The organism is Allokutzneria oryzae (assembly GCF_042429765.1).
Taxonomy (GTDB): domain Bacteria; phylum Actinomycetota; class Actinomycetes; order Mycobacteriales; family Pseudonocardiaceae; genus Allokutzneria; species Allokutzneria oryzae.
In genome coordinates, this window is record NZ_JBHLZU010000011.1 from 105652 (window position 1) to 124954 (window position 19303).

General features: G+C 70.2%; 18 protein-coding genes. 7 read left to right on the forward strand and 11 right to left on the reverse strand.

Features of this window, described 5'->3' with window-relative positions; genetic code table 11:
• Positions 1-52 precede the first annotated feature (52 nt).
• Both ACFFQA_RS14335 and ACFFQA_RS14340 read left to right on the forward strand, forming a co-directional pair.
• Entirely contained in the window at positions 53-970 is a 918-nt protein-coding gene (locus tag ACFFQA_RS14335) for an ABC transporter ATP-binding protein (RefSeq protein WP_377852396.1), read from the forward strand.
• Entirely contained in the window at positions 967-1722 is a 756-nt protein-coding gene (locus ACFFQA_RS14340) for an ABC transporter permease (protein WP_377852397.1), read from the forward strand. Before ACFFQA_RS14335 ends, ACFFQA_RS14340 begins: the two co-directional genes overlap by 4 nt.
• On the opposite strand, the gene ACFFQA_RS14345 is transcribed toward ACFFQA_RS14340, so the two are convergent.
• Positions 1679-2896: an MFS transporter gene (locus ACFFQA_RS14345; RefSeq protein WP_377852398.1), complete on the reverse strand. Its 1218-nt coding sequence runs from the start codon at positions 2894-2896 to the stop codon at positions 1679-1681. The two genes, ACFFQA_RS14340 and ACFFQA_RS14345, sit on opposite strands and share 44 nt — an antisense overlap.
• Positions 2897-2984: 88 nt before the next feature.
• Here ACFFQA_RS14345 and ACFFQA_RS14350 point away from each other — a divergent pair, with 88 nt between their 5' ends.
• Positions 2985-4082 carry a LacI family DNA-binding transcriptional regulator gene (locus tag ACFFQA_RS14350; protein ID WP_377852399.1) on the forward strand — a complete coding sequence of 366 codons (1098 nt, stop codon included), beginning with the start codon at positions 2985-2987 and terminating at the stop codon, positions 4080-4082.
• Here ACFFQA_RS14350 and ACFFQA_RS14355 read toward each other — a convergent pair.
• Positions 4057-4803 carry an SDR family NAD(P)-dependent oxidoreductase gene (locus tag ACFFQA_RS14355; protein ID WP_377852400.1) on the reverse strand — a complete coding sequence of 249 codons (747 nt, stop codon included), beginning with the start codon at positions 4801-4803 and terminating at the stop codon, positions 4057-4059. The genes ACFFQA_RS14350 and ACFFQA_RS14355 overlap by 26 nt on opposite strands.
• On the reverse strand, positions 4800-5222 hold the full coding sequence (locus tag ACFFQA_RS14360; RefSeq protein ID WP_377852401.1) for a VOC family protein: 423 nt from the start codon (positions 5220-5222) through the stop codon (positions 4800-4802). The genes ACFFQA_RS14355 and ACFFQA_RS14360 overlap by 4 nt, the downstream gene beginning before the upstream one ends.
• 88 nt (positions 5223-5310) lie before the next feature.
• On the opposite strand from ACFFQA_RS14360, the gene ACFFQA_RS14365 reads away from it, so the two are divergent.
• Complete coding sequence (locus ACFFQA_RS14365) at positions 5311-5979, forward strand: GntR family transcriptional regulator (RefSeq protein WP_377852402.1); 669 nt, start codon at positions 5311-5313, stop codon at positions 5977-5979.
• 65 nt (positions 5980-6044) lie between these two features.
• Here the strand turns inward: ACFFQA_RS14365 and ACFFQA_RS14370 are convergent, their stop codons facing one another.
• From ACFFQA_RS14370 to ACFFQA_RS14380, 3 genes are all read right to left on the reverse strand, one after another.
• Positions 6045-6800, reverse strand: coding sequence for an EI24 domain-containing protein (locus tag ACFFQA_RS14370; protein ID WP_377852403.1), 756 nt, complete (start codon positions 6798-6800; stop codon positions 6045-6047).
• Positions 6801-6840: 40 nt separating this feature from the next.
• Positions 6841-9084 carry an alpha-N-acetylglucosaminidase gene (locus ACFFQA_RS14375; RefSeq protein WP_377852404.1) on the reverse strand — a complete coding sequence of 748 codons (2244 nt, stop codon included), beginning with the start codon at positions 9082-9084 and terminating at the stop codon, positions 6841-6843.
• Positions 9085-9168: 84 nt separating this feature from the next.
• On the reverse strand, positions 9169-9765 hold the full coding sequence (locus tag ACFFQA_RS14380) for a mechanosensitive ion channel domain-containing protein (RefSeq protein ID WP_377852405.1): 597 nt from the start codon (positions 9763-9765) through the stop codon (positions 9169-9171).
• A 115-nt stretch (positions 9766-9880) separates the two neighbouring features.
• Between ACFFQA_RS14380 and ACFFQA_RS14385 the strand changes: the two genes are divergently transcribed.
• A complete protein-coding gene (locus tag ACFFQA_RS14385; RefSeq protein ID WP_377852406.1) occupies positions 9881-12595 on the forward strand; it encodes a TIM-barrel domain-containing protein in 2715 nt (904 codons plus the stop codon).
• Positions 12596-12597: 2 nt separating this feature from the next.
• Here ACFFQA_RS14385 and ACFFQA_RS14390 read toward each other — a convergent pair whose 3' ends face one another.
• Positions 12598-13068, reverse strand: a complete 471-nt coding sequence (locus tag ACFFQA_RS14390; RefSeq protein ID WP_377852407.1) for a DUF4383 domain-containing protein — start codon at positions 13066-13068, stop codon at positions 12598-12600.
• An 83-nt stretch (positions 13069-13151) separates the two neighbouring features.
• Between ACFFQA_RS14390 and ACFFQA_RS14395 the strand changes: the two genes are divergently transcribed.
• Together ACFFQA_RS14395 and ACFFQA_RS14400 are read left to right on the forward strand one after the other, a co-directional pair.
• Positions 13152-13535 (forward strand): VOC family protein, encoded by a 384-nt coding sequence (locus ACFFQA_RS14395; protein ID WP_377852408.1) that lies wholly within the window; start codon positions 13152-13154, stop codon positions 13533-13535.
• A gap of 37 nt (positions 13536-13572) precedes the next feature.
• On the forward strand, positions 13573-14025 hold the full coding sequence (locus ACFFQA_RS14400) for an SRPBCC family protein (protein ID WP_377852409.1): 453 nt from the start codon (positions 13573-13575) through the stop codon (positions 14023-14025).
• Here ACFFQA_RS14400 and ACFFQA_RS14405 read toward each other — a convergent pair.
• The 4 genes from ACFFQA_RS14405 to ACFFQA_RS14420 form a co-directional block, all read right to left on the reverse strand.
• Complete coding sequence (locus tag ACFFQA_RS14405; protein ID WP_377852410.1) at positions 13997-16732, reverse strand: CHAT domain-containing protein; 2736 nt, start codon at positions 16730-16732, stop codon at positions 13997-13999. The genes ACFFQA_RS14400 and ACFFQA_RS14405 overlap by 29 nt on opposite strands.
• A 12-nt stretch (positions 16733-16744) precedes the next feature.
• Positions 16745-17140 (reverse strand): hypothetical protein, encoded by a 396-nt coding sequence (locus tag ACFFQA_RS14410; protein WP_377852411.1) that lies wholly within the window; start codon positions 17138-17140, stop codon positions 16745-16747.
• A gap of 151 nt (positions 17141-17291) precedes the next feature.
• Positions 17292-17942 (reverse strand): response regulator, encoded by a 651-nt coding sequence (locus tag ACFFQA_RS14415; protein WP_377852412.1) that lies wholly within the window; start codon positions 17940-17942, stop codon positions 17292-17294.
• The gene (locus ACFFQA_RS14420; protein ID WP_377852413.1) at positions 17939-19132 is read right to left on the reverse strand and encodes a sensor histidine kinase; all 1194 of its coding nucleotides are present in this window, start codon (positions 19130-19132) and stop codon (positions 17939-17941) included. Before ACFFQA_RS14420 ends, ACFFQA_RS14415 begins: the two co-directional genes overlap by 4 nt.
• Positions 19133-19303: the final 171 nt, after the last annotated feature.

A 19303-nucleotide genomic window follows, 5' to 3' on the forward strand; every position in this document is an offset into this window, starting at 1 on the left:
TGATGACCGCGCGCACTACTGGCCGCGCCCGCAACCGAGCAGGCTCTGTCCCGTGAACGAATACGCGATCGACGCCGTCGGCCTTCGCTGCGCCTACGGCTCGTTCGAGGCGGTGCGGGGGATCGACCTGCAAGTCCGTCCGGGCGAGCTGTACGCGCTGCTCGGCACGAACGGCGCGGGGAAGACAACGGCCGTCGAAACCCTTGAAGGACATCGTCGGGCGTCCGGAGGCTCCGTGCGAGTGCTCGGGCTCGACCCCTTCGCCGACCGTGCCCGGCTGCGCCCGCGCACGGGAATCATGTTGCAGGAGAGCGGTTTCGCCGGGGATCTGACCGTCGCCGAGACCCTGGAGCTGTGGGGCAGGATCAGCACGCCGGCGAGGGGGCGGCTCGACGTGCTGGAACTGCTCGACCTGGGTCACCGCGCGCAGGTCGCGGTGAAGCAGCTCTCCGGCGGAGAGCGCAGGCGGCTCGACCTCGCGCTGGCCGTGCTCAACATCCCGGAGGTGCTCTTCCTCGACGAGCCGACGACGGGCCTGGACCCGGAGTCGCGCAAGCGCACGTGGGAGGTCGTGCGCGGGCTGCTCGACGAGGGCACGACAGTGCTGCTGACAACGCACTACCTGGAAGAGGCCGAGACGATGGCAACCCGTCTGTCCATTATGGACAAAGGGGTGGTCAGTGTGCACGGCACGCTGGCCGAGGTGCTCGCCGCGCACCCCTCCCGGATCGCGTTCGACCTGCCGCACGGGATGTCCATCACGGAGCTGCCTGCGCTTCCCGCGATGTCGAACCTCGTCAACCGCGCGGGCCGGGTCGAGATGAGCTCCGCCGACCTGCAACGGGATCTCGGCGTGCTGCTCGGCTGGGCGACGCGGCGCTCGGTCGAGCTCGGGCGGCTGCGGGCGCACCACGCCTCGCTTGAGGACGTCTTCCACCAGGTCGCTGACAGGATCGGAGCGGCGGCATGAGAGTGCTCGCACTCGGCGGTACCGAGTTGAAGCTGTTGTGGCGCAACAGGTCTGTGATGATCATGGCCATCGCGTTCCCGTTGGCCCTCGGCATCTACATGGCCTACCAGGGCACGTCCTTCGGCGGGGGTGGCTGGGGCGTGGTGATCACGATCCAGATCATGCTCGTGCTGTTGATGACGGTCTACGTCACCATCACCACCACGCTCACCGCGCGCAGGCAGGACCTGTTCCTCAAGCGCCTGCGCAGCGGTGAGCTGTCCGACTTCGGCGTGCTCGCGGGCACCGTCGGCCCCGTGCTGCTGCTGGGCTTCGCCCAGTCGCTGGTGCTCGCCGTCATCGCGATCTCGGCGGGCGCGCCACTGGCGGTGAACCCGCTCGTCGTGCTGGCCGGGCTGCTGCTCGGGCTGGCGTTGTTCGCGGCGGCGGGCATGGCGTCGACGGTGTTCACCAAGACACCGGAGAACGCCCAGATCACCACTCTGCCGATCTTCCTGGTCGCGGCGGGCGCGGGGGCCAGCTTGCTGTTGGCCGACAACGAGACCGTGCACTGGGTATCGCTCGTCCTGCCCGGCGGCGGGATCACCGAGCTGGTGCGCACCGGTTGGCTCGGCGTCACCTGGGACGGCAGGCAGGTCGACTTCGTCGGTCAGCTGGTCTCGGTCGCGCCCGCCGCCCTCGCGTCGGTGTTCTGGACGGCGATCTCCGTCACCGCCGCGCTGAAGTGGTTCCGCTGGGAACCGCGGTCGTGACGGCATCGGCCGCGGCCCGCTCCCGCGCCAGGGACCGGGTCGCGGCCAGCGCCGCCGGTGCGATCAGCGCGGTGATCAGGCCGACCGCGACGAAGGACACCGACAGCGAGGTCAGCTGCGCGATGCCGCCGATCACCGGTGGCCCGAAGAGGAAACCGCTGTAGGCGAGCGCGGAGACGAACGCGATCTCGCGCTCACCGCCGCTGCCGTCCGGACGCCGACCGGCTTCCCCCGCCAGCCCGAGCGCGATCGGGAACGCCGCCGCCAGCCCCGTCCCGGCGAGCACGAAACCGAGGTACCCGCTGACCGTCCCGGGGACCAACGCGGCCGTGAGCAACCCGGCCGAGGCCAGTGCCGCTCCACTGGCGAGGGTTCTCGCGGCGCCGAAGCGGTTCTGCGTCCAGGCTCCCGCGAACCGGGTCACGGCCATCGCCAGGGAGAACGCCGCGTAGCCGAGCGCCGCAGCGCCCTGGCTCATCCCGTGCTCGGTCACCAGCAGCAGCGCCGACCAGTCCGCGCTGCCACCCTCGGCGACGGCCGAGCACAACGCGATGCTGGCCAGCAGCCACAGCACCGGCCGCCGCGCGAGGCTGCCTCCCTTGGTGGGCTCGGACTTCGTTGTCGCGCTGACCGTCGAGGGTACCGCCCGGACGACGGCGGCGAGCACGAGCGCCGTGGCCACCGCGACACCGGTCAGGTGCTCGGCGACCGGCCACCCTCTGCTCGCGGCGAGCGCGGCGACACCCGCGCCGAGCATCGCGCCGACGCTGAAGCCCGCGTGGAAGACCGGCATGATCGCCTTGCCGCTCTCGCGCTCCACCGCGACGGCGGCCACGTTCATCGCGACGTCGACGACGCCGGTCGCCGCGCCCAGCAGAAGCAGTACAGCGGCCAGCATCGCGATCGAGTCGACCAGTCCGATGAGCGGCAGTGCGGCGGCCCCGGCAAGCAACGGCACCGCGATGCCCAGCCGAGCGCCGAACCGTGCGACCGCGCCACCGCAGAACGAGGCCGCGAGCACCATGCCGACGCTCGCCCCGAGCAGCGCGAGCCCGAGAGTGCCCGGCTCCGCGTGGAGGCTCTCGGCGAGCGCGGGCATCCGCGGTGCCCACGACCCGAAGGCCGCGCCGTTGAGCGCGAACACCACGAACACAGCCAGTCGCGCGCCGACCACGTATCACTCCCGTCCCGAGTTCCTTGCCCCACAGTGACTTAAGCGCTTCAGTAAGTCCAGTGGTTTGTCGTCGTCCTAGACTGGGATGGTGAACGTCACACGCCGCCGACGCCCGACGCTGGACGATGTCGCCGCGGCGGTCGGCGTCTCAAGGGCGACGGTCTCCAACGCCTACAACCGGCCGGACCAGCTCTCGGCGGACCTCCGCGAGCGGGTGCTCGAAGCGGCGAAGCGGCTCGGCTACGCGGGGCCGAACCCGGTGGCGCGCAGCCTCGCCCGCAGCGAGTCCGGAGCCATCGCCTTCATGCTCGACGCGAACCTGTCGATCGCGTTCTCCGACCCGGCGCTGTCGATCACCCTCGACGCGTTCGCCACGGCGATCGCACCGGGCGACCACGCGCTCGTGCTGCTGCCAGGAGGAGACGACGGCGGCCCCAGGGCCGAGCGGGTGATGCGGGCGCAGGCCGACCTCATGGTCGCGTACTCGTTGTCCGACAAGGCGTCCGGCCTGCAAGCCGTGCGCGACCGCGGCCTCCCGCTCGTGGTGATCGACGAGCCGCACCTGCCGGGAGCCGCCCTCGTCGGCATCGACGACCGGGGCGGTGCTGCCGCCGCCGCCCAGCACCTGGTCGACCTCGGCCACCGGCGCGTCGGCATCCTCGCCCAGGTCTGCATGTTCGGCTTCCCCGGTGGACGCCGCACCAGGGCCGAGGCGGAGTGCAGCCCGCTCCGAATCAACCGCGAACGCCTCGCGGGCTATCTCGACACGCTCGCGGCGGCGGGCGTCGATCCGGACTCCGTGCCGATCTGGGAGTTCACCGGGATGGACCGGGAGAAGGCGCTGGCCGGTGCGCACAGCGCCCTCACCGAGGAGCCCGGCCTGACGGCGCTGCTGTGCATGTCCGACGAGCTGGCCGCGGCGGCCGTGGTCGCGGCGAGGCAGCTCGGCCTGCGCGTGCCGGACGACCTGTCGGTGGTTGGCTTCGACGACACACCCACCGCTCGCCTGGCCGAGCCGCCGCTGACCACGGTCCGCCAGGACCTGGTGGCCAAGGGGCGCGTCGCGGGCGAGCTGGCGCTCCGGCTGTTGTCCGGCCGCGACGCCCCCAAGCCGACGAAGCTCCCGACCGAGCTCGTGGTCAGGAGCTCGACGGCGCCGGTCAGCGCAGGTGGGAAGCGCCGTTGAGGTCGACGACGGTGCCCGAGGCCCACGTCGCCTCCGGCGAGGCCAGCCACAACACCGCCGAGGCGATCTCCTCCGGCTCGGCGACCCGCCCGAAGGGGCTCTGAGCCCGGATCCGCTCCCCGGACTCCCCGGTGAGCCGGTCGGCGACCCGGTCCGTGGTGACGAAACCGGGAGCCACCGACGTCACCGCGATCCCGTGCGGCGCGAGGGCCACCGCGAGCGACTGCCCGAGCGCGTGCAGTCCGGCCTTGCTCGCGCCGTACGCGGGATGGTCCGGCTCACCCCGGAAAGCGCCACGCGAGCCGATGTTGATCACGCGCCCACCGCTGCCCTGCCGGATCATCACCTGGGCCGCGCAGTAGCTCAGGTTGGCCGCGCCCACGAGGTTCACGTCGACCACGTGCCGCCAGGCCGCCGTCCAGTCCGCATAGGACGTCGTGGCGATCGGATGCGCCGTGTTGGCGGCGGCGTTGTTGACCAGCACGTCCAGCCCGCCGAGCCCTTCCGCCGCCTCCGCGACGACGCGCTCGGCCGTCTCCGGGTCGGCCACGTCGCCGCCGACGAGCACGTGCCCGCCGCCGTCCAGCCCGGCCAGCGTCCGCTCCGCCTCGGCGCGGCGGGTGGAGTAGTGGACCGCGACCCGCTTCCCCCGTGCGGCGAAGGCCGTGGCGACCGCCCGCCCGATGCCGCCGGAGGCTCCGGTGACGAGGACCCGGTTCACTTCGCGAATACCTGGGAGTCGTCGGCGAACGCCTTGAACTCCAACGCGTTTCCGGCCGGATCGCGGAAGAACATCGTCCACTGCTCTCCGGGCTGTCCCTCGAAGCGCAGGTAGGGCTCGATCACGAACCGCACCCCGGCGTCGCGGACCCGCTTCGCCAGCGCGTGGAAGTCCTCGACGGTCAGCAGCAGGCCGAAGTGCGGGACCGGGACGTGGTGCCCGTCGACGGGGTTCGTTGCCACCTCTCCTCCGTCCACTTCGGACAGATGGGTGACGAACTGGTGGCCGTAGAAGTTCCAGTCGACCCACCGCTCGGCGGAGCGCCCCTCGGCCAGCCCGAGCACGCCGCCGTAGAACGACCGCGCCGCGTCGATGTCGTTGACCGGGACAGCGAGGTGGAACCTGGGTAGAGCGCTCATGGCGACCTCCTAATGTCAACATTCGGACAATGAATGGGCCCGTATTCGCAGGCTAGTCGCGTATGAGCGTCATCGCTAGGATGAGAAAATGAAGAAGGTCGAACGCCGCGGGCTCTCCGGCGACGCGGCGGACCGCATCCGCGACGCGATCCTCGACGGCACGTTCCTGCCGGGAACCGCGCTGCGCGAGGTCGAGCTGGCGGCGACCCTCGGCGTCAGCAGGGGAGCGGTCCGCGAAGCACTGGCGCTGCTGGAGCACGAGGGGCTGGTGCAGAGCGAATGGCACCGGGGCGCCCGTGTCACCGACGTCACGCCGGAGGTGGCCGAGGAGGTCTACACCCTGCGCGCCACGCTCGAACGCCTCGCCAGCACCCTCGCGGCCCAGCGGGCGACCCCCGAAGAGCTGGCGGAGCTGGACGGCGTCGTCGACCGCATGGCGGCGGCGGTGGAGTCCGGGGCGGGGGCGGTCGAGCTGCTCGCGCTGGACATCGAGTTCCACGACCGGGTCTACCGGGCCGCCCGCCACGCGCGGCTGCACGAAGCCTGGCGGTCGGTGCGCTCCTCGGTCCGCCTCTGCCAGCTCACCCGCATCCGCCTCGGCCGGGCGGGTTATCGCGGCCTGGTGGTCGACGAACACCGGGAACTGGTCGGGCTCCTGCGCGGCACCGCGGAGAAGCGCCTGGCCAGAGTGGCGGAGGAGCACGTCCTCGGTGCGATGACCGCACTCACCAAGGACCTCACCCCCGTCCTCGAATAGCCATTCGCGGGCTTATGGACGTTTTCTGAGGCCCGGAGAGGTCCATAAGCCCGCGAATGGCCGTGTCAGGCAGGGACGCGGGAGTTGAGGCCGAGCGTCTCGCGGGCGACGAGGACCCCGCCGACGAACGCGACGGGCATCACGATGATCCCGGCCACCGGGATCATGCACAGCAGCGTGGTCGGCAGGCCGAGGCCCATGCCCAGCATCCTGCGCTTGCGCAGCAGCTCCCGCCGCTCCTTCAACGCCATGCCGCGCCGGTAGAACGGCACTCCCACCAGTTCGAGCGCCATGAACCACGAGGTCACCAACGCCAGCAGGACCGGGACCACGAACTGGCCGACCAGCGGGATGAACCCGGCGAAGAACAGCGGCACCGTGAACAGCAGCGAGCGGCCGAGCAGGCGGACCGCGTCCGCGATGCCCATCCACAGCAGCGTGAAGAAGCCGAGGTCGACCGCGTCGGGGACGCCGCCGAGGTCGTCCTCGACCTTCTCCGCGATGTTCTCGTAGAACGGCCCGCCGATGGCGAGGGTGAGCGCCGAGAACAGGAAGGAGCTGAGCATCAGGCCGGCCGCGAACAGCAGGACCGATGCCGCGAAGCGCAGGACGTCCCGCGCCGTCTCCGCCCACGTGTCGGCGAACGGCGTGATCAGCAGCGCCAGCTCGTCAAGTGAGAAGAACAGCGTGACGAGCCCGCTGACCAGCAACACCGTGGTGATCACCGCGGGCAGCGCGCCGATCAGCAGCAGCCTCGGTGTACGAAGAAGAATGCCCAGTCCTTGACCGAACATCCGAAGTCCCTTGAAGAAATCGCGCACCGGGCAAATCTGTCACAACCGGACACCCGCGTGCTCGAAGTCAGTCCTTTTCAGCCTCCAATTCAACCGCGATGGCCGCCGCGATCGCGTACGTGTCGCCCACCGGGCGGGTCGGGTGGGTGGCGGCGCGCCTGCTCCAGTTGTCCGCCCGCGCGCACCAGTCGGTGAACACCGGCGGGACGCCCAGGTCCACCGTCTTGGCGAGCTCGGTGAACCACCGCTCCCAGCGGGCCCGGTAGTAGTTGCCGACCAAGCCGTGCCAGTCCCGGTTCGCGTACTCGTGGAAGACGCCGCAGCCCTTGACCGTCCAGATCGTGAGCATCGATCGGGCGTTCCACACGAGGATCTCCTCCTCGTGCGGTGTGCTCGCCCATGCGCGCGCACGCTTCTCCCACGGGCCGAGCATCCACTGCTCGTTCGTGCCGAGGATTCGGTCCGTCAGGTCGGCGTAGTGCAGGAAGCGCGCGCCGAGCCGTTCCACTTCGGGCCGGTTCTTGGCCTGGTAGGCCGCGCGCACGCGGTCGAGCACCAGTCGGGCGCGATTGGCGAGCACCTGCCGGGTCACGTCGACCAGGTCGTAGCGGTAGGTCTTGAGCTGCCGCAGCAGCGGGTGAACCCGAAGCAGCGCGGCGAGCGCGGGCTCGAACTGGTCCGGCGGGTACCGCCACGTCTTCGGCGCGAACGACGACGACGAGGTCACCGTCAGCGCCGGCTCGGCGGCGAAAGGCGTCTCGTGTGGTCCTTCGCCGCTGGTGTGGTTGGTGGACTTGTACGAGTACGCCGTGTGCAGCAGCACCCGCCACGCGGTCAGCGCGTGCTGGTCGGAGGACCCGTAGCGCCGCCGCACGTAGTCGGCGATCCAGCCGTCGAGCTCCACCGGCTGGTCGCGCCAGGTCATCTCGGTGAGCAGGTCGGCGACGACGGGGTTGTGGTAGGTGCCCTCCAACACCATCGCGGTGCCGGTGAGCCGTCCGCGGTCGTTCGCCTCGCGCACCGCGGGCAGCGTCCGGCCGGGCTCGACGAGGTTGCCGAACATGCCGAGCCGCCCGCCGAAGTTCTGGATCGTGCCCCAAGCCCAAGGGGCGCCCCAGAAGGCGTTGGTCTTGTTCCACAGCGGACCGTCGTCGGAGTCCAGGTCCAGCACGATCACGCGGTCCTTGTCGATGGACTCGATCAGCTCCTTGCGCGGGTTGCCCTGCCACGCCTGGAGCAGCCACGTCGCGTTGGGCACCGCCTTGGTGAGCGCGGCCTGCACCGCCCGCCCCGCGTCACCGATCTTGACGTCGCCGAGCACCCCGCCCTCGTGCATCAGGTCGTTGGAGTAGTGCGTCGTCGTGCCGAAGTGCTTGGCCTGCAAGCGGTAGAACTGCTCGGCCACCTGTGTCCACAACGGATCGGTTGCCGCGAGCCACCACGGGCGCGGGTGCCCGCCGTAGTCCTCCTGCGGAATCACCTTGGCGAAGGGGTTGCGCTGGGAGAAGACCTGGTCCGGCACGTGGCCGATGAACGCGGGGAAGACCGGGGTGATCCCGAGCTGCCACATGCGCTCGTTGATCCGCTGACCGAGCTCGGCGCGCTTGCGCAGCAGCTCGACGCTCACCGGGCCGCTGTATGCGGACTCGCCGTGGTCGTGGCCGGTGATCTCGCCGTACCACTGCCACGGCTGGTGCGCCGGCTGCGCGATCCACTGCCGCACCTCGAGCTCGGTGAGCCCGAAGCCCTGGAACAGCTCGTACCAGATGATCTCCTGGCCCACCAGGGACAGCGCCCGGTTGTAGCCGCTGGCCGCGAGCAGGTCGAGCTCGCGCTCCCAGTCCGCCCACGACCAGAACGGCATGGTGTAGCCGAAGACCGTGAAGTTGTAGGCATAACGGTCGGTCAGCGACGTCGTCCTGGTGATCGGTCGTCTCGGTGCGGGCAGTGTGGCGGGCAGGTCGAGCCGGTCACCGTTGGTCGACAGGTGCGCGTGCGCGACGTACTTGAGCCACCAGTGGAATCCCGACATCAGTGCGACCGGGCTGCTGGCCTTCAGCTCGATGTGGCCGTGTTTGCCCGCGATGTCGAATACGTCGAAGGCTCCGTTCGGCGGATCCATCGGGCGCAGGTCGAACTGTTGCGCCCATGCGGTATTTCCGCCGAGCAAACGGGTGATCGCGGTCCGGAGCGCTGCAGTGTCGAATGTGCGTGGACGCGAGGAATCCGCTGACGCCACACCGGGAGTGGCCGCTACCAATGCTCCGGCCAGTGCGGTCTGCAGGAAGCCGCGTCGGTGGAAACGGGTCATGTGATCGCCCCCGAATGCCGGTTTTCCCACTCACTGTCCGGGTTTCTCCGCCCGCTGGCCAGAGGCGTCATGCGAATGCAGGAGTCACACCCGCGCAGAGGATGGAAGGTTCACCGTCAGGCCGGAGGCGAGAACGCCGGAGTTCGGCAGCAGCAGCGTGCCGTCCTCGGTGGACAGCGTCACGTAGGTCAGCCCCAACGCGATCACCCGACCGGTGAACGGTCCGTTCAGCGCACCGGAGCGCACCTCGATGGTGTCGCCGACCTTGAACGGCCGCACGAACAGCACGACCAGCCCGGCGAAGACGTTGGCGAGCGTCTGCTGCGCGGCGATGCCCACGACCACACCGGTGATCGCGCCGCCGAGCAGCAGCTGCTGGATCGGCACCGCCATCAGCCCGAGCGCGGTCAGCGCGACCAGCACGTATCCGACCACCGTCACCACGATCTTGACGATGGAGCCGGGGGCCTGGAGCCCGCGTTGGCCGAAGCGGCGGTCGATGTCCCCTGCGACGAGGCGGGTCAGCGCGATCCCGCCGACCAGGAACAGCACGGTGCCACCGATGAGGAGGGTCTTGGCGAGGGCGCGGTCGTCGGGGTCGAGCAAGGAGCCCGGGGCTCCGGCCAGCGCGAGGCCGGAGACAGCAGTGACCACGGCGATGCCCAGCGGGAGAACTCTCATGCGCTTCCGGGTACCCAACGCCCCCCGCTCGGCTAACAGCCCATCGGAGGGCAGCCAGTCCCGAGCGCAGGGGATTATCCTTGGCGGAATCACCGGAATACGCGGGGAGCCGACGATGAAGTTGCGCAGAACCCCATTGGCCCTGGCGGCGGTGTGCGCCGTCGTGGTCGGGTCGGCAGTGCCGGTACTGGCGAAATCCGACGGCGCGACCATCACCAGCGGCTCGGCTCGCTTCGAGGTGCTCTCACCCACGTTGATCCGAATGGAATACGCCGCTGACCGCCGTTTCGAGGACCGCCCCACATTCAACGCGGTGAATCGAGGGCTGTCGGAGCACTCGTTCAGCAAGGCCGAGGAAAACGGTTCACTCGTCATTCGCACCGGCAAGCTGACCCTGCGGTACCGGTTGCATTCCGGTCCGTTCAGCCAGGAGAACCTGCGCGTCGACCTCGTCGCGGGGACCCAGCCGGTGACCGCGCGCCCGGCCTGGGACCTCGTCGGCTCCTGCGACTACGGCAAGCTCTGCGAGGCGGAGACCCAGCGCAACACCAACGGCGCGGTCATCGCCGACGAGCACCGCGGCTTCACCGGTCGCGGTTACGTCGCGGGCCTGACCCGCCGCAACGCCACCATCGGCTGGACCGCCCGCAAGGTCCCGGCCGGGCGGCACTCCGTCCAGGTCCGCTACGCCAACGCGGTCGCCAGCGGCGAGCCGCAGACGATGACCGTGACGGCGGGCGAGACCACCACGCAGATCGTGCTCCCGCCGACCGGCGGCTGGGCCAACCGCGCGGTCGCACGCACCACCGTCGAGCTCCCCGCCGGCGCGTCGGCGATGTCGGTCAAGTGCACCGAGCCCGGTCGCTGCGGTGTGGACATCGACAGCGTGGCGGTGACCCCGGTGGACGCGACCTACCCGGAACCGGCCGATCCGGCGCACACGGCGGCGAACCTCGGCGGCTGGCGGCGCAGCCTCGACGAAGCCGACGGTCCACGCGCGCTCTACGAAGGACTGCTCAGCCGCGACGGCTGGTACCTGCTCAACGACTCCGAGACCGGACTGGCGCGGCCGGACGGCGGGGTCGACCCGCGTCCGAAGCGGACCGGTGACTACCAGGACGGTTACTTCTTCGGCTACGGCCACGACTACCGGCAGGGCCTTCGCGACCTGCGAGAACTCACCGGACCGGCGATGTTGTTGCCGCGCTGGACGTTCGGCAACTGGTACTCGCGGTACTTCGCGCACTCCGACGCCGACTACCGCGACCAGATCGTGCCGGGCTTCCGCGCCAACAAGGTCCCGCTCGACGCGCTCGTGGTGGACACCGACTTCAAGGCGCCGAACAAGTGGAACGGATGGGACTGGGACCCCAAGTACTTCCCGGACCCCAAGGGCTTCTTCGACTGGGCGCACCGCGAGGGCATCCGGGTCTCGCTGAACATCCACCCGAGCATCGCGACGAGCGACCCCCGCTACGCCGAGGTGCGCGCCGAGCTCGGTCGCGACCTGCGGACCGGGATCTGCAACCTCGCCGAGGAGTGCCGGGTCTTCGACCTCAGTGATCCGGCCGAGTCCGCCGCGTACTTCAACCTGCACCGCAAGTTCGAGGAGCAGGGCGTCGACGTCTGGTGGCCGGACAGCTGCTGCGACGGGAGCATGGCGCGCGGCGAGGGCATCTCCCCGGACAGCGTGCTCAACGCGCAGTACGCGAAGCGCGCCGACAGCCAGGGCAAGCGGGGGTTCTCCTGGAACCGCAGCGGAAGCGGCTTCGGCGGCTACGGACTCACCCCGATCTACCCCGCGGGGCCGTGGGCGGATCATCGGTACACAGTGGACACTTCGATGGACACCACTTCCACGTGGGAGCTGCTGTCCTTCGCCTCGTACTACACGGTCCGGCGCGGCAACATCGGCATGCCGTACGAGTCGCACGACATCGGCGCCCACAACTTCCCGGAGAACGGCAACAAGCTCCCCGAAGACCTCTACGCGCGCTGGGTGCAGTTCGGCACGTTCCAACCGTTGCTGCGACTGCATTCCAACCACGGTGTGCGCCTGCCTTGGGACTACGCCGACGAGGCGAGGGACTCCGCGACGAAGTTCCTCCAGCTCCGTGAAGCCCTTGTCCCGTATACGTATTCCCTTGCGCGTCAGGCCCACGACACGGGCTTGCCGATGACGCGCGGCATGTACCTGAACTATCCGGCGTTCGAGGAGGCGTACCGCTTCGACCGCCAGTACCTCTACGGCGACGACGTGCTGGTGGCGCCGGTTGTCTCACCGGGAATGAGCGGTGTGAGCACGGATGTCTGGTTCCCGCCGGGCACGTGGATCGACTACTTCACCGGGAAGCGCTACTCCGGCCCAGGGGTGAAGACGGTGACAACGGACCTGTCGACCATGCCGGTCCTCCTCCGCGGTGGCTCGATCCTGCCCACGCGCACCGACTACGTAGACCACTCCGGACAACGGCCGCTGGACCAGGTCACGCTCGACGTGGCTACGGGCGGCTTCGGCTCGTTCTCGCTCTACGAGGACGCAGGAGACGGAAACGCCTACCGCGAGGGGGAGTTCGCGCAGACCGAGATGCGCTACACCGAGCGCATGGGCACCGGCACACTCACGATCATGCCCCGCACCGGCAGCTTCCCCGGAATGACGCCGCAACGGACGTGGACGGTGAACTTCCGTGACGTCGCCGCGCCGCGCTCCGTCAGCGTCGCCGGAGCCGGCACCCCGTTCACCTACGACAACGCCACCCGCACCCTCACCGTGAAGGCGCAGGCACCGAACGACGTGCAGACGACGGTGGTCATCACGCCACGCTGAGCTCAGTTCGTCCCGTGGCGCGGCGGATCGACCCAGCCCTGATTGCGGCCGATCTTCTGGGCGCCCAGCGCGATCGCGAGGCCGACGGCGGCACTGACGAGGTGCAGGCCGTTGTCGGCCCAGTTGATGTTCAGAAAGTTGATCTCCGGCATGAAGACCGCGAACAGCCCGAACACGAACACCGCGCCGTAGGCGACCGCCAGCACCCACCCGAACGCCGCGCTCGCCCGCAAGCCGGTCGACGCCGCCAGGCCGAACAGGCCGATGAGCAGGTGAACGAGGTTGTGCATCGGGTTCACGGCGAACCCCATCAGGTGGACGCCGTTGTCGTGTGCGAAGAAGTCGCCGAAGCCGGTCACGGCGAACCCGACGAGGCCGATGACGAAGTAGACCGCGCCGACAACGAGTGCCGTGACCTGCGGCCATGGGAACCGTGAGCTGTGCGGCGCTTCGGCCGCTGGTGTGCTGGCCATGTCCAGCGGCTACCCGATGCGATGCCCTCTATCCGCGACATTTGTCCAATACACCCCGCGTGCCCGGCTCGTACCTTCACGCCATGGAGCACATGACGCCGTACCTGAGCACCAAGGAAGCCGCGAAGGCGATCGAGTTCTACGGGCGCGCGTTCGGCGCGACCACGAAGCACGAGCCGGTCGTCATGCCGGACGGCCGGGTGGGGCACGCGGAGCTGGCGATCGGGACGGCCACGTTCATGCTGGCCGACGAGTTCCCGGAGATCGACTACGTGTCGCCGGTGTCGCAGGGCGGTGGGTCGGTCCAGCTGATGCTGACCGTCGACGACCCGGACGCCGTGTTCGAGCGGGCCGTCCAGGCCGGAGCGCACCCGGTCGAGCCGGTCACGCTCAAGGACTACGGGGCCAGGATGGGGCGCCTCACCGATCCCTTCGGGCACTCCTGGCAGATCACATCAGCCTTCTGATGGCCGAGGCGGTGCCCAGAGTGCGAGTATTCCTCGCGTGACGGAACGCAGCGTGGACATCGCCGCCTCGCCGGAGGCCGTCTACGCCCTGGTCAGCGACGTCGCGCGGCAGAGCCGCTTCGTGGTGGAGGCGACGGACGCGCGATGGCTGACCTCGGTGCGCGGCGTCGGAGCGCGGTTCCGGGCGGGAAACCGCAACGGGCTCTTCCGGTGGTGGACCACCGCCGAGGTGACCCACGCGGAGCCGGGCCGCTGCTTCGCCTACACCGTGCGGAGCTTCGGCACGCCAGTCGCGGAGTGGCGCTACGACATCCGGGCAACCGAGACGGGCTGCCGGGTCATCGAGAGCACCCGCGACCTGCGCAACCGCTTCTTCCGAGCGGTCGTCGCACCCGTGGGGACCGGTGTCGTCGACCGCGTCGGGCACAACGAGGACAACATCGAGAAGACGCTGGCGCGACTCAAGGCACTCGCGGAGGCGACATCGTGATCGTCGGCGTCACGAACGGGATGTAGGCCAGCCCCAACGGGTTCCCGCCCGCCAGCAGCGCGACGCGCGCCCGGGTCACCGCTGCGCCGATCGGCTCGCCGTGGACCAGGAAGGCGCGCAGGAGCTCCTCGGCGAACTGGTTGGCCATCCGCTCGAAGACGGTGATCTCCGTGCCGATCACACCGCAGGCGAACGCGTCCTCGACGAAGAAGCTGACGAAGTCGATCGCCCGCTCCGGCTCCAGATCCGTTGTGCGGCACCCGTTCAGGAACACCAGCGGGCGTGTCCGCGCCCACCGGAGCCGCCGCTCGTAGAGGTTGTCCGGGGTGATGCTGGGGCCGCCCCGCCGTCCCACCTGGAGGTACGGGACCTCGCCGCTCACCCCGCCGTGGCAGTAGAAGTAGACGACCTGCGGATCGCCGACGAGCCCGCGGAGGGTGCTCTCGCGGTCCTCGCCGAGCAGGTAGTCCTTCCACGGAAGCAGGTTCCGCAGCGCGTCGCGGTGCGCGGCGGTCGACTCGAAGTCCTGGTACACCCCTCCCGCCAGCCGCACACCGCCGTCGTGCGGGAGCACGGCGGGCACCGCTGGTGCCGAGCCCAGGGTCACCGGAAGCCCGAGCGCGTGCCGGAAACCCCAGAAGCCGCCCGGGCACACGACAGTCGGGTCCCAGGTCCGAGCCTGGTGGCACTGGCGGCGCAGACACGGGCCTCGCGGGACCAGGCCGAGTTCGGCAGAGGTGAGGAAGTCCTGGCACAGCGAGAGGTTCGGCGCGTTGCTGTCCAACGGGAAGTCGTAGATCATCGCGGCGGGGACGACGTGCTGTGCGCCCTCCTTCAACGCGATCTGGACGAAGCCTGGGCTGGCGAGCGCGGCACCGACCCGGTCGGCCATGTCGTAGGCGCTCTCGCGCACCGAGCGGCCCAGGGCCCGGACCAGCAGGTGGTGCAGCCGATAACCGTTGACCGCCAAAGTGATCAGGTCCTCGGTCACCTGGTCGATACTCGGATGCCGCTCATAGCGGTAGGCGAACTTCTCGCTCCACGGCTCTTCGCTTCCCCATGCGACCCGGCTCAGCGCGCCCCTGGCCATCCTGATGGCGCTCGTGAGCTGCTGGCCGGTGATGGTGGCCTCCGCGCGCAGCACGTCCGTGCCGTCCCTGGCCAGCACCCGGAGCGCGTGCGTGCCTTTGCCGTCGTCGTTGAGCAGCAGGCTCGCGCTGTGCTCGTAGCCGCTCGGCATGCTCAGCACGTCGCGTGGATCGGCGATCCTGAAGTCCACTGTGGACTCAAGTGCTCGGGGGCGGAGCTCGGGGGTCGGCGTCGTCATGGCCGAGACCACGCGGGACTGCAACAACACCTGCTGCCAGTAGATGTTGCACCGCAATCGGACCGGCCCCGCACTCGGCGGAGTGCGAACCGGGAAGAACAACCGGGTCCGATGCTCCACAATGGACGCTTGTCGGACCACGTGCGCTGATCCGTCGACGGCGAGTTCCAGCACCCCGGTCGCGGAGTCCGGGTCGAGCTCGAACCCGCCGGAGAACTCGTACAGCACGACGGTCAGCCGCGCGCCCTCCGGTAGCGAGCGCGGCAGCGGCATCGGGGTCGCCTCGATCGAGGACGCCACCGGGAGCCCGACGTCGAGCCAGAACCAGTAGCCCCACCCCGGCCGCAACGTCTGCTCCGGCGACAGCGCGTGCGAGGCGTCGGACGCCTCCGCGAACCCCGTGTTCACCACGCTCGGTGGCGGAACACGCGGTCGGGCGCCCTTGCCGGAGTCCGACGGCGGCGACGAACCCGCCGGAGCTTTCTTGTGTTTGCGGCGCCGTCGACGCAACCTGTCGCTCGTCCCCGGCCGCGAGTACGGCTGCGGTGTGACCGGTCCTCGCGGCATCGGAGGAAGTGGGGGGATCTCCGTGGACACCACGACCTGCCCGGTCGCCAGCGCCACTGGTTCCCCTGGCCGGACCACGTCAACCCGTGCCACCTGAACCGCCACGCCCGACGGGAGCGGAGGAACCTCGACGCACAGGTGGTACTCGCGCGTCTCCGCACCCCACGAGCCGGTGGGGAACCCGAGCGGCCCGCGCTGTCCGGTGATGTCGACCGGCCGGGGCGAGACCTGCCGCAGGAACCGCAGCCGGGCGGCTTTCGGCAGAGAGAGGGCCAAGTGGACGTCATCGGCGGCGGAGACCGTCGCCGTGTCCGGGCCGATGTAGTTGCACACGAAGCGGTCCGCGTACGGCGCCGCCGCGGCCGCGAAGTCCTGCCGCGGCCCGGCGGTGATCAGCATCGCGTGCGGGTGCGGCCCTTCGTGCTCGGCCAGCAGGACGGCGGCCCGCCCCAGCCAGTCCGCGAACTCCGGCCCGCCCTCCGGCCCGCCCTCCGGCCCGAGCCCGCCGACCGCCGCCTTGGCCGCCGCGCGGGTGGCCTGGCTCGCGACCACCAGGCGGGCGCCGCTCGGCAGCACCTCGGAACCGGCGACCACCGTGAACTCCACGCCGTCCTCGACCGCGTCGACCGCGCTCAGCACGTGCGCCTTGACGGCGGCGAACTCCGCGCGCTCCGAGCGGTCGAAGACGATCACCTCGGCCGTCCTGGGCAGTGGTCGCGCCGAGACCGTCAGGATCGCGTTGACCTCCCTGGAGGTCGTCGAGAGCACCTTGGGGCCGCGAACCTCGACCTCGAAGCCAAGTCGATCCAGCATGATCCGCCTCCGTCAGCGGCGCGGGCCGCCGCGCTCCGGGGCCCCGTCGGCCCCCATCGCCCCGCGGTCCGGCCCGTCCGGCAGCCGCTGTCCCGGTGCGACCTCCCGGCGCCTGCCGTCGATGAGGTAGTCGATCGTGAAGTTCTCCGACCGCCACACCAGCAGCACGAGCACCAGCAGGTAGCCGAAGAAGCCCGCGAACAACCCGATCCCGTACGCGCCGAACAGGTCGGTGCCCGCCGGGAACAACGCGAGCACGGCGCCGCCCCCGATCGCGCCGATCAGACTGACCAGGTCGGCGAAGCGCACATCGGCCGAGCGATGCCGGTTGAGGTAGTAGACGAACCAGCCCACGAGGAAACCGAACGCCCCGGCGCCGAGCAGCTGGATCGTCGTCGCCGGTTCCATGGCCGTCCTTCCACGCGAGAAAACGGGGGCGCGGTCGCGTCAGGGGCCCCTGGTTCGCCAGTTTCCCACGGGCCGTCGGAAGGCGGGCGGAAATGACAACTCCGGGCCGTTGTCCGTGACACCGGCCCTGCCCGCCGCTTCCTGGCCCCGGTTACGCCATCAGCCCGGAACGCCACGCCCAGGACGCGATCTCCACGCGGTTGCGCGCGCCGAGCTTGGACTGCACCGATGCCAGGTGCGTCTTCACCGTCGACAGCGACAGGAACAGCTCCGCACCGATCTCGGTGTTGGTCAGCCCCCGCGCCACCGCGCGCACCACGTCGAGCTCGCGCTCCGTCAGCGCCTCGCGCGGCTTCTCCGCGACGCTCTGCTGCGGCTTGTTGAAGTGCTCCAGCATCCGCACGGTGATCTGCGGCGAGATCAACGCGTCCCCGCGCTCCGCTGCCCGCACGGCCTCCACCAGCAGCGCGGGACCCGCATCCTTGAGCAGGAAGCCGCTCGCGCCGTTGGCCAGCGCGGTGTGCACGTACTCGTCCAGGTCGAACGTGGTCACCACGACGACCTTGATCGGGTCGGTGACGCCGGGGCCGCACAGCTGCCTGGTGACTTCGAGCCCGTCGAGGCCGGGCATGCGGATGTCCATCAGGCAGACGTCCGGCCGCAGCTCCTTGGCCTTGCTCACCGCCGAGATCCCGTCCCGGACGTCCGCGACGACCTCCATGTCGTCCTCGTTCTCCAGGATCATGCGGAAGCCGATCCGCACCATGTCCTGGTCGTCGGCGATGAGCACCCGGATCGTCATTGCTTGGCCTCCCCAACCGGCAGCTCGGCGAAGACCTCCCAACCGCCCCGCCAACCCCGGCCGGCCGAGAAGCGACCGCCGAGCAGCTCGACGCGTTCCCGCATTCCGACCAGACCGTAGCCGCCCGACCCGCCGATCGGATCATGGGCCGAACCCTGGCCGTCGTCGGCGATGACCACCCGGGTCCTCTCCTCCAAGCTGCTGACCTCGATCTTGATGACGGTCGCGTTCAGCGCGTGCTTGTGCGCGTTGGTCACCGCCTCCTGCACCAGGCGCAGCACGGACCGCGCGACCTCGGCGGGCACCTCCGCGCGCAGGTCGATGCGCAGCTCGATGGGCGGGCCGATCTCGCGGGCGTCCTCGACCACCTTGCGCACGTCCGCCGCGAGGTCCGCGGTCGCCGACTCCGCCGCGTCCGCCCCGATCCGGGCGTCGGAGTCGCGCAGCGTGCCGACCAGCCTGCGCATCGCGGTCAGCGCGTCACTGCCGCTGCGCGCGATACTGGGCAGAATCCGTTGCGCGGCAAGGGGGTCCTTCTCCGCGACGATCATCGCGGCCTGGGCCTGCACGACGATCCCGGTGACGTGGTGGGCCACGACGTCGTGCAGCTCGCGGGCCAGCGCGATCCGCTCCAGCTGCTGCGCGGAGGTGACCGCGTGGGTGACGGTGCGCTGGCGGTCCTTGTCCCTGGCACGGAAGTAGAGGCCGGTGCCAACGGCGAGGGCGAAGAGCATGAAGGTGGGGAAGATGGACTCGAGGTCGGTCAGCCGCCAGCGGGCGTTGACGGCGTCACGCACCTCGCTGGCGTAGAGCCCGGAGAACCAGATCACCACGACGCTCGCCGTCGACCACCTGCCCGGCCCCGAGCGGATCACGGTGGCGATCAGCACCATCAGCGCGGCGGTCTCCGACGGCGACACCGGGCTGAACACCTGCAGCGTCTCGACGCCCAGCAGCGAGTACGCCGTCGACGACCCGAAGATGGTGACCGCGCCGATGAAGGCCGCGTCGACCGGCCTGCGCGGCGAGATCACCGCGACCGCCGCCAGCAGCGTGGCCGGGGCCAGCGCGAGCACCCAGTGCCTGCTCCCGGCCGCCAGCAGCTCGGTGAGCAAAAGCAGGGCGAGCGCGGCTGCTATGGGCCACTGCCTGCGCATGAGCGACTGCCAGGCGACGAGGGAGTTGTCCACGAGTGAGCAGGCTAGGTCCTGCGGCCCCGTCCGGGGGTCGGCCACGCGGCCAGGACCGTCCTCGGCCATTCGGCCGACCGATCGGGTGAACCCCCGACCCGCTGGCCGAAGTGACCGGCCCCCTCCACCGAGCAGGGTTGTGCCCAGTAGCTCACAGCTTGGAGGAGACGG

Excerpts from the sequence above, each read along its gene's own strand:
- ACFFQA_RS14340 (WP_377852397.1), top strand. The coding sequence starts at position 967 with ATGAGAGTGCTCGCACTCGGCGGTACCGAGTTGAAGCTGTTGTGGCGC.
- ACFFQA_RS14360 (WP_377852401.1), bottom strand. The coding sequence starts at position 5,222 with ATGAGCGCTCTACCCAGGTTCCACCTCGCTGTCCCGGTCAACGACATC.
- ACFFQA_RS14365 (WP_377852402.1), top strand. The coding sequence starts at position 5,311 with ATGAAGAAGGTCGAACGCCGCGGGCTCTCCGGCGACGCGGCGGACCGC.
- ACFFQA_RS14375 (WP_377852404.1), bottom strand. The coding sequence starts at position 9,084 with ATGACCCGTTTCCACCGACGCGGCTTCCTGCAGACCGCACTGGCCGGA.
- ACFFQA_RS14380 (WP_377852405.1), bottom strand. The coding sequence starts at position 9,765 with ATGAGAGTTCTCCCGCTGGGCATCGCCGTGGTCACTGCTGTCTCCGGC.
- ACFFQA_RS14385 (WP_377852406.1), top strand. The coding sequence starts at position 9,881 with ATGAAGTTGCGCAGAACCCCATTGGCCCTGGCGGCGGTGTGCGCCGTC.
- ACFFQA_RS14390 (WP_377852407.1), bottom strand. The coding sequence starts at position 13,068 with ATGGCCAGCACACCAGCGGCCGAAGCGCCGCACAGCTCACGGTTCCCA.
- ACFFQA_RS14395 (WP_377852408.1), top strand. The coding sequence starts at position 13,152 with ATGGAGCACATGACGCCGTACCTGAGCACCAAGGAAGCCGCGAAGGCG.
- ACFFQA_RS14405 (WP_377852410.1), bottom strand. The coding sequence starts at position 16,732 with ATGCTGGATCGACTTGGCTTCGAGGTCGAGGTTCGCGGCCCCAAGGTG.
- ACFFQA_RS14410 (WP_377852411.1), bottom strand. The coding sequence starts at position 17,140 with ATGGAACCGGCGACGACGATCCAGCTGCTCGGCGCCGGGGCGTTCGGT.
- ACFFQA_RS14415 (WP_377852412.1), bottom strand. The coding sequence starts at position 17,942 with ATGACGATCCGGGTGCTCATCGCCGACGACCAGGACATGGTGCGGATC.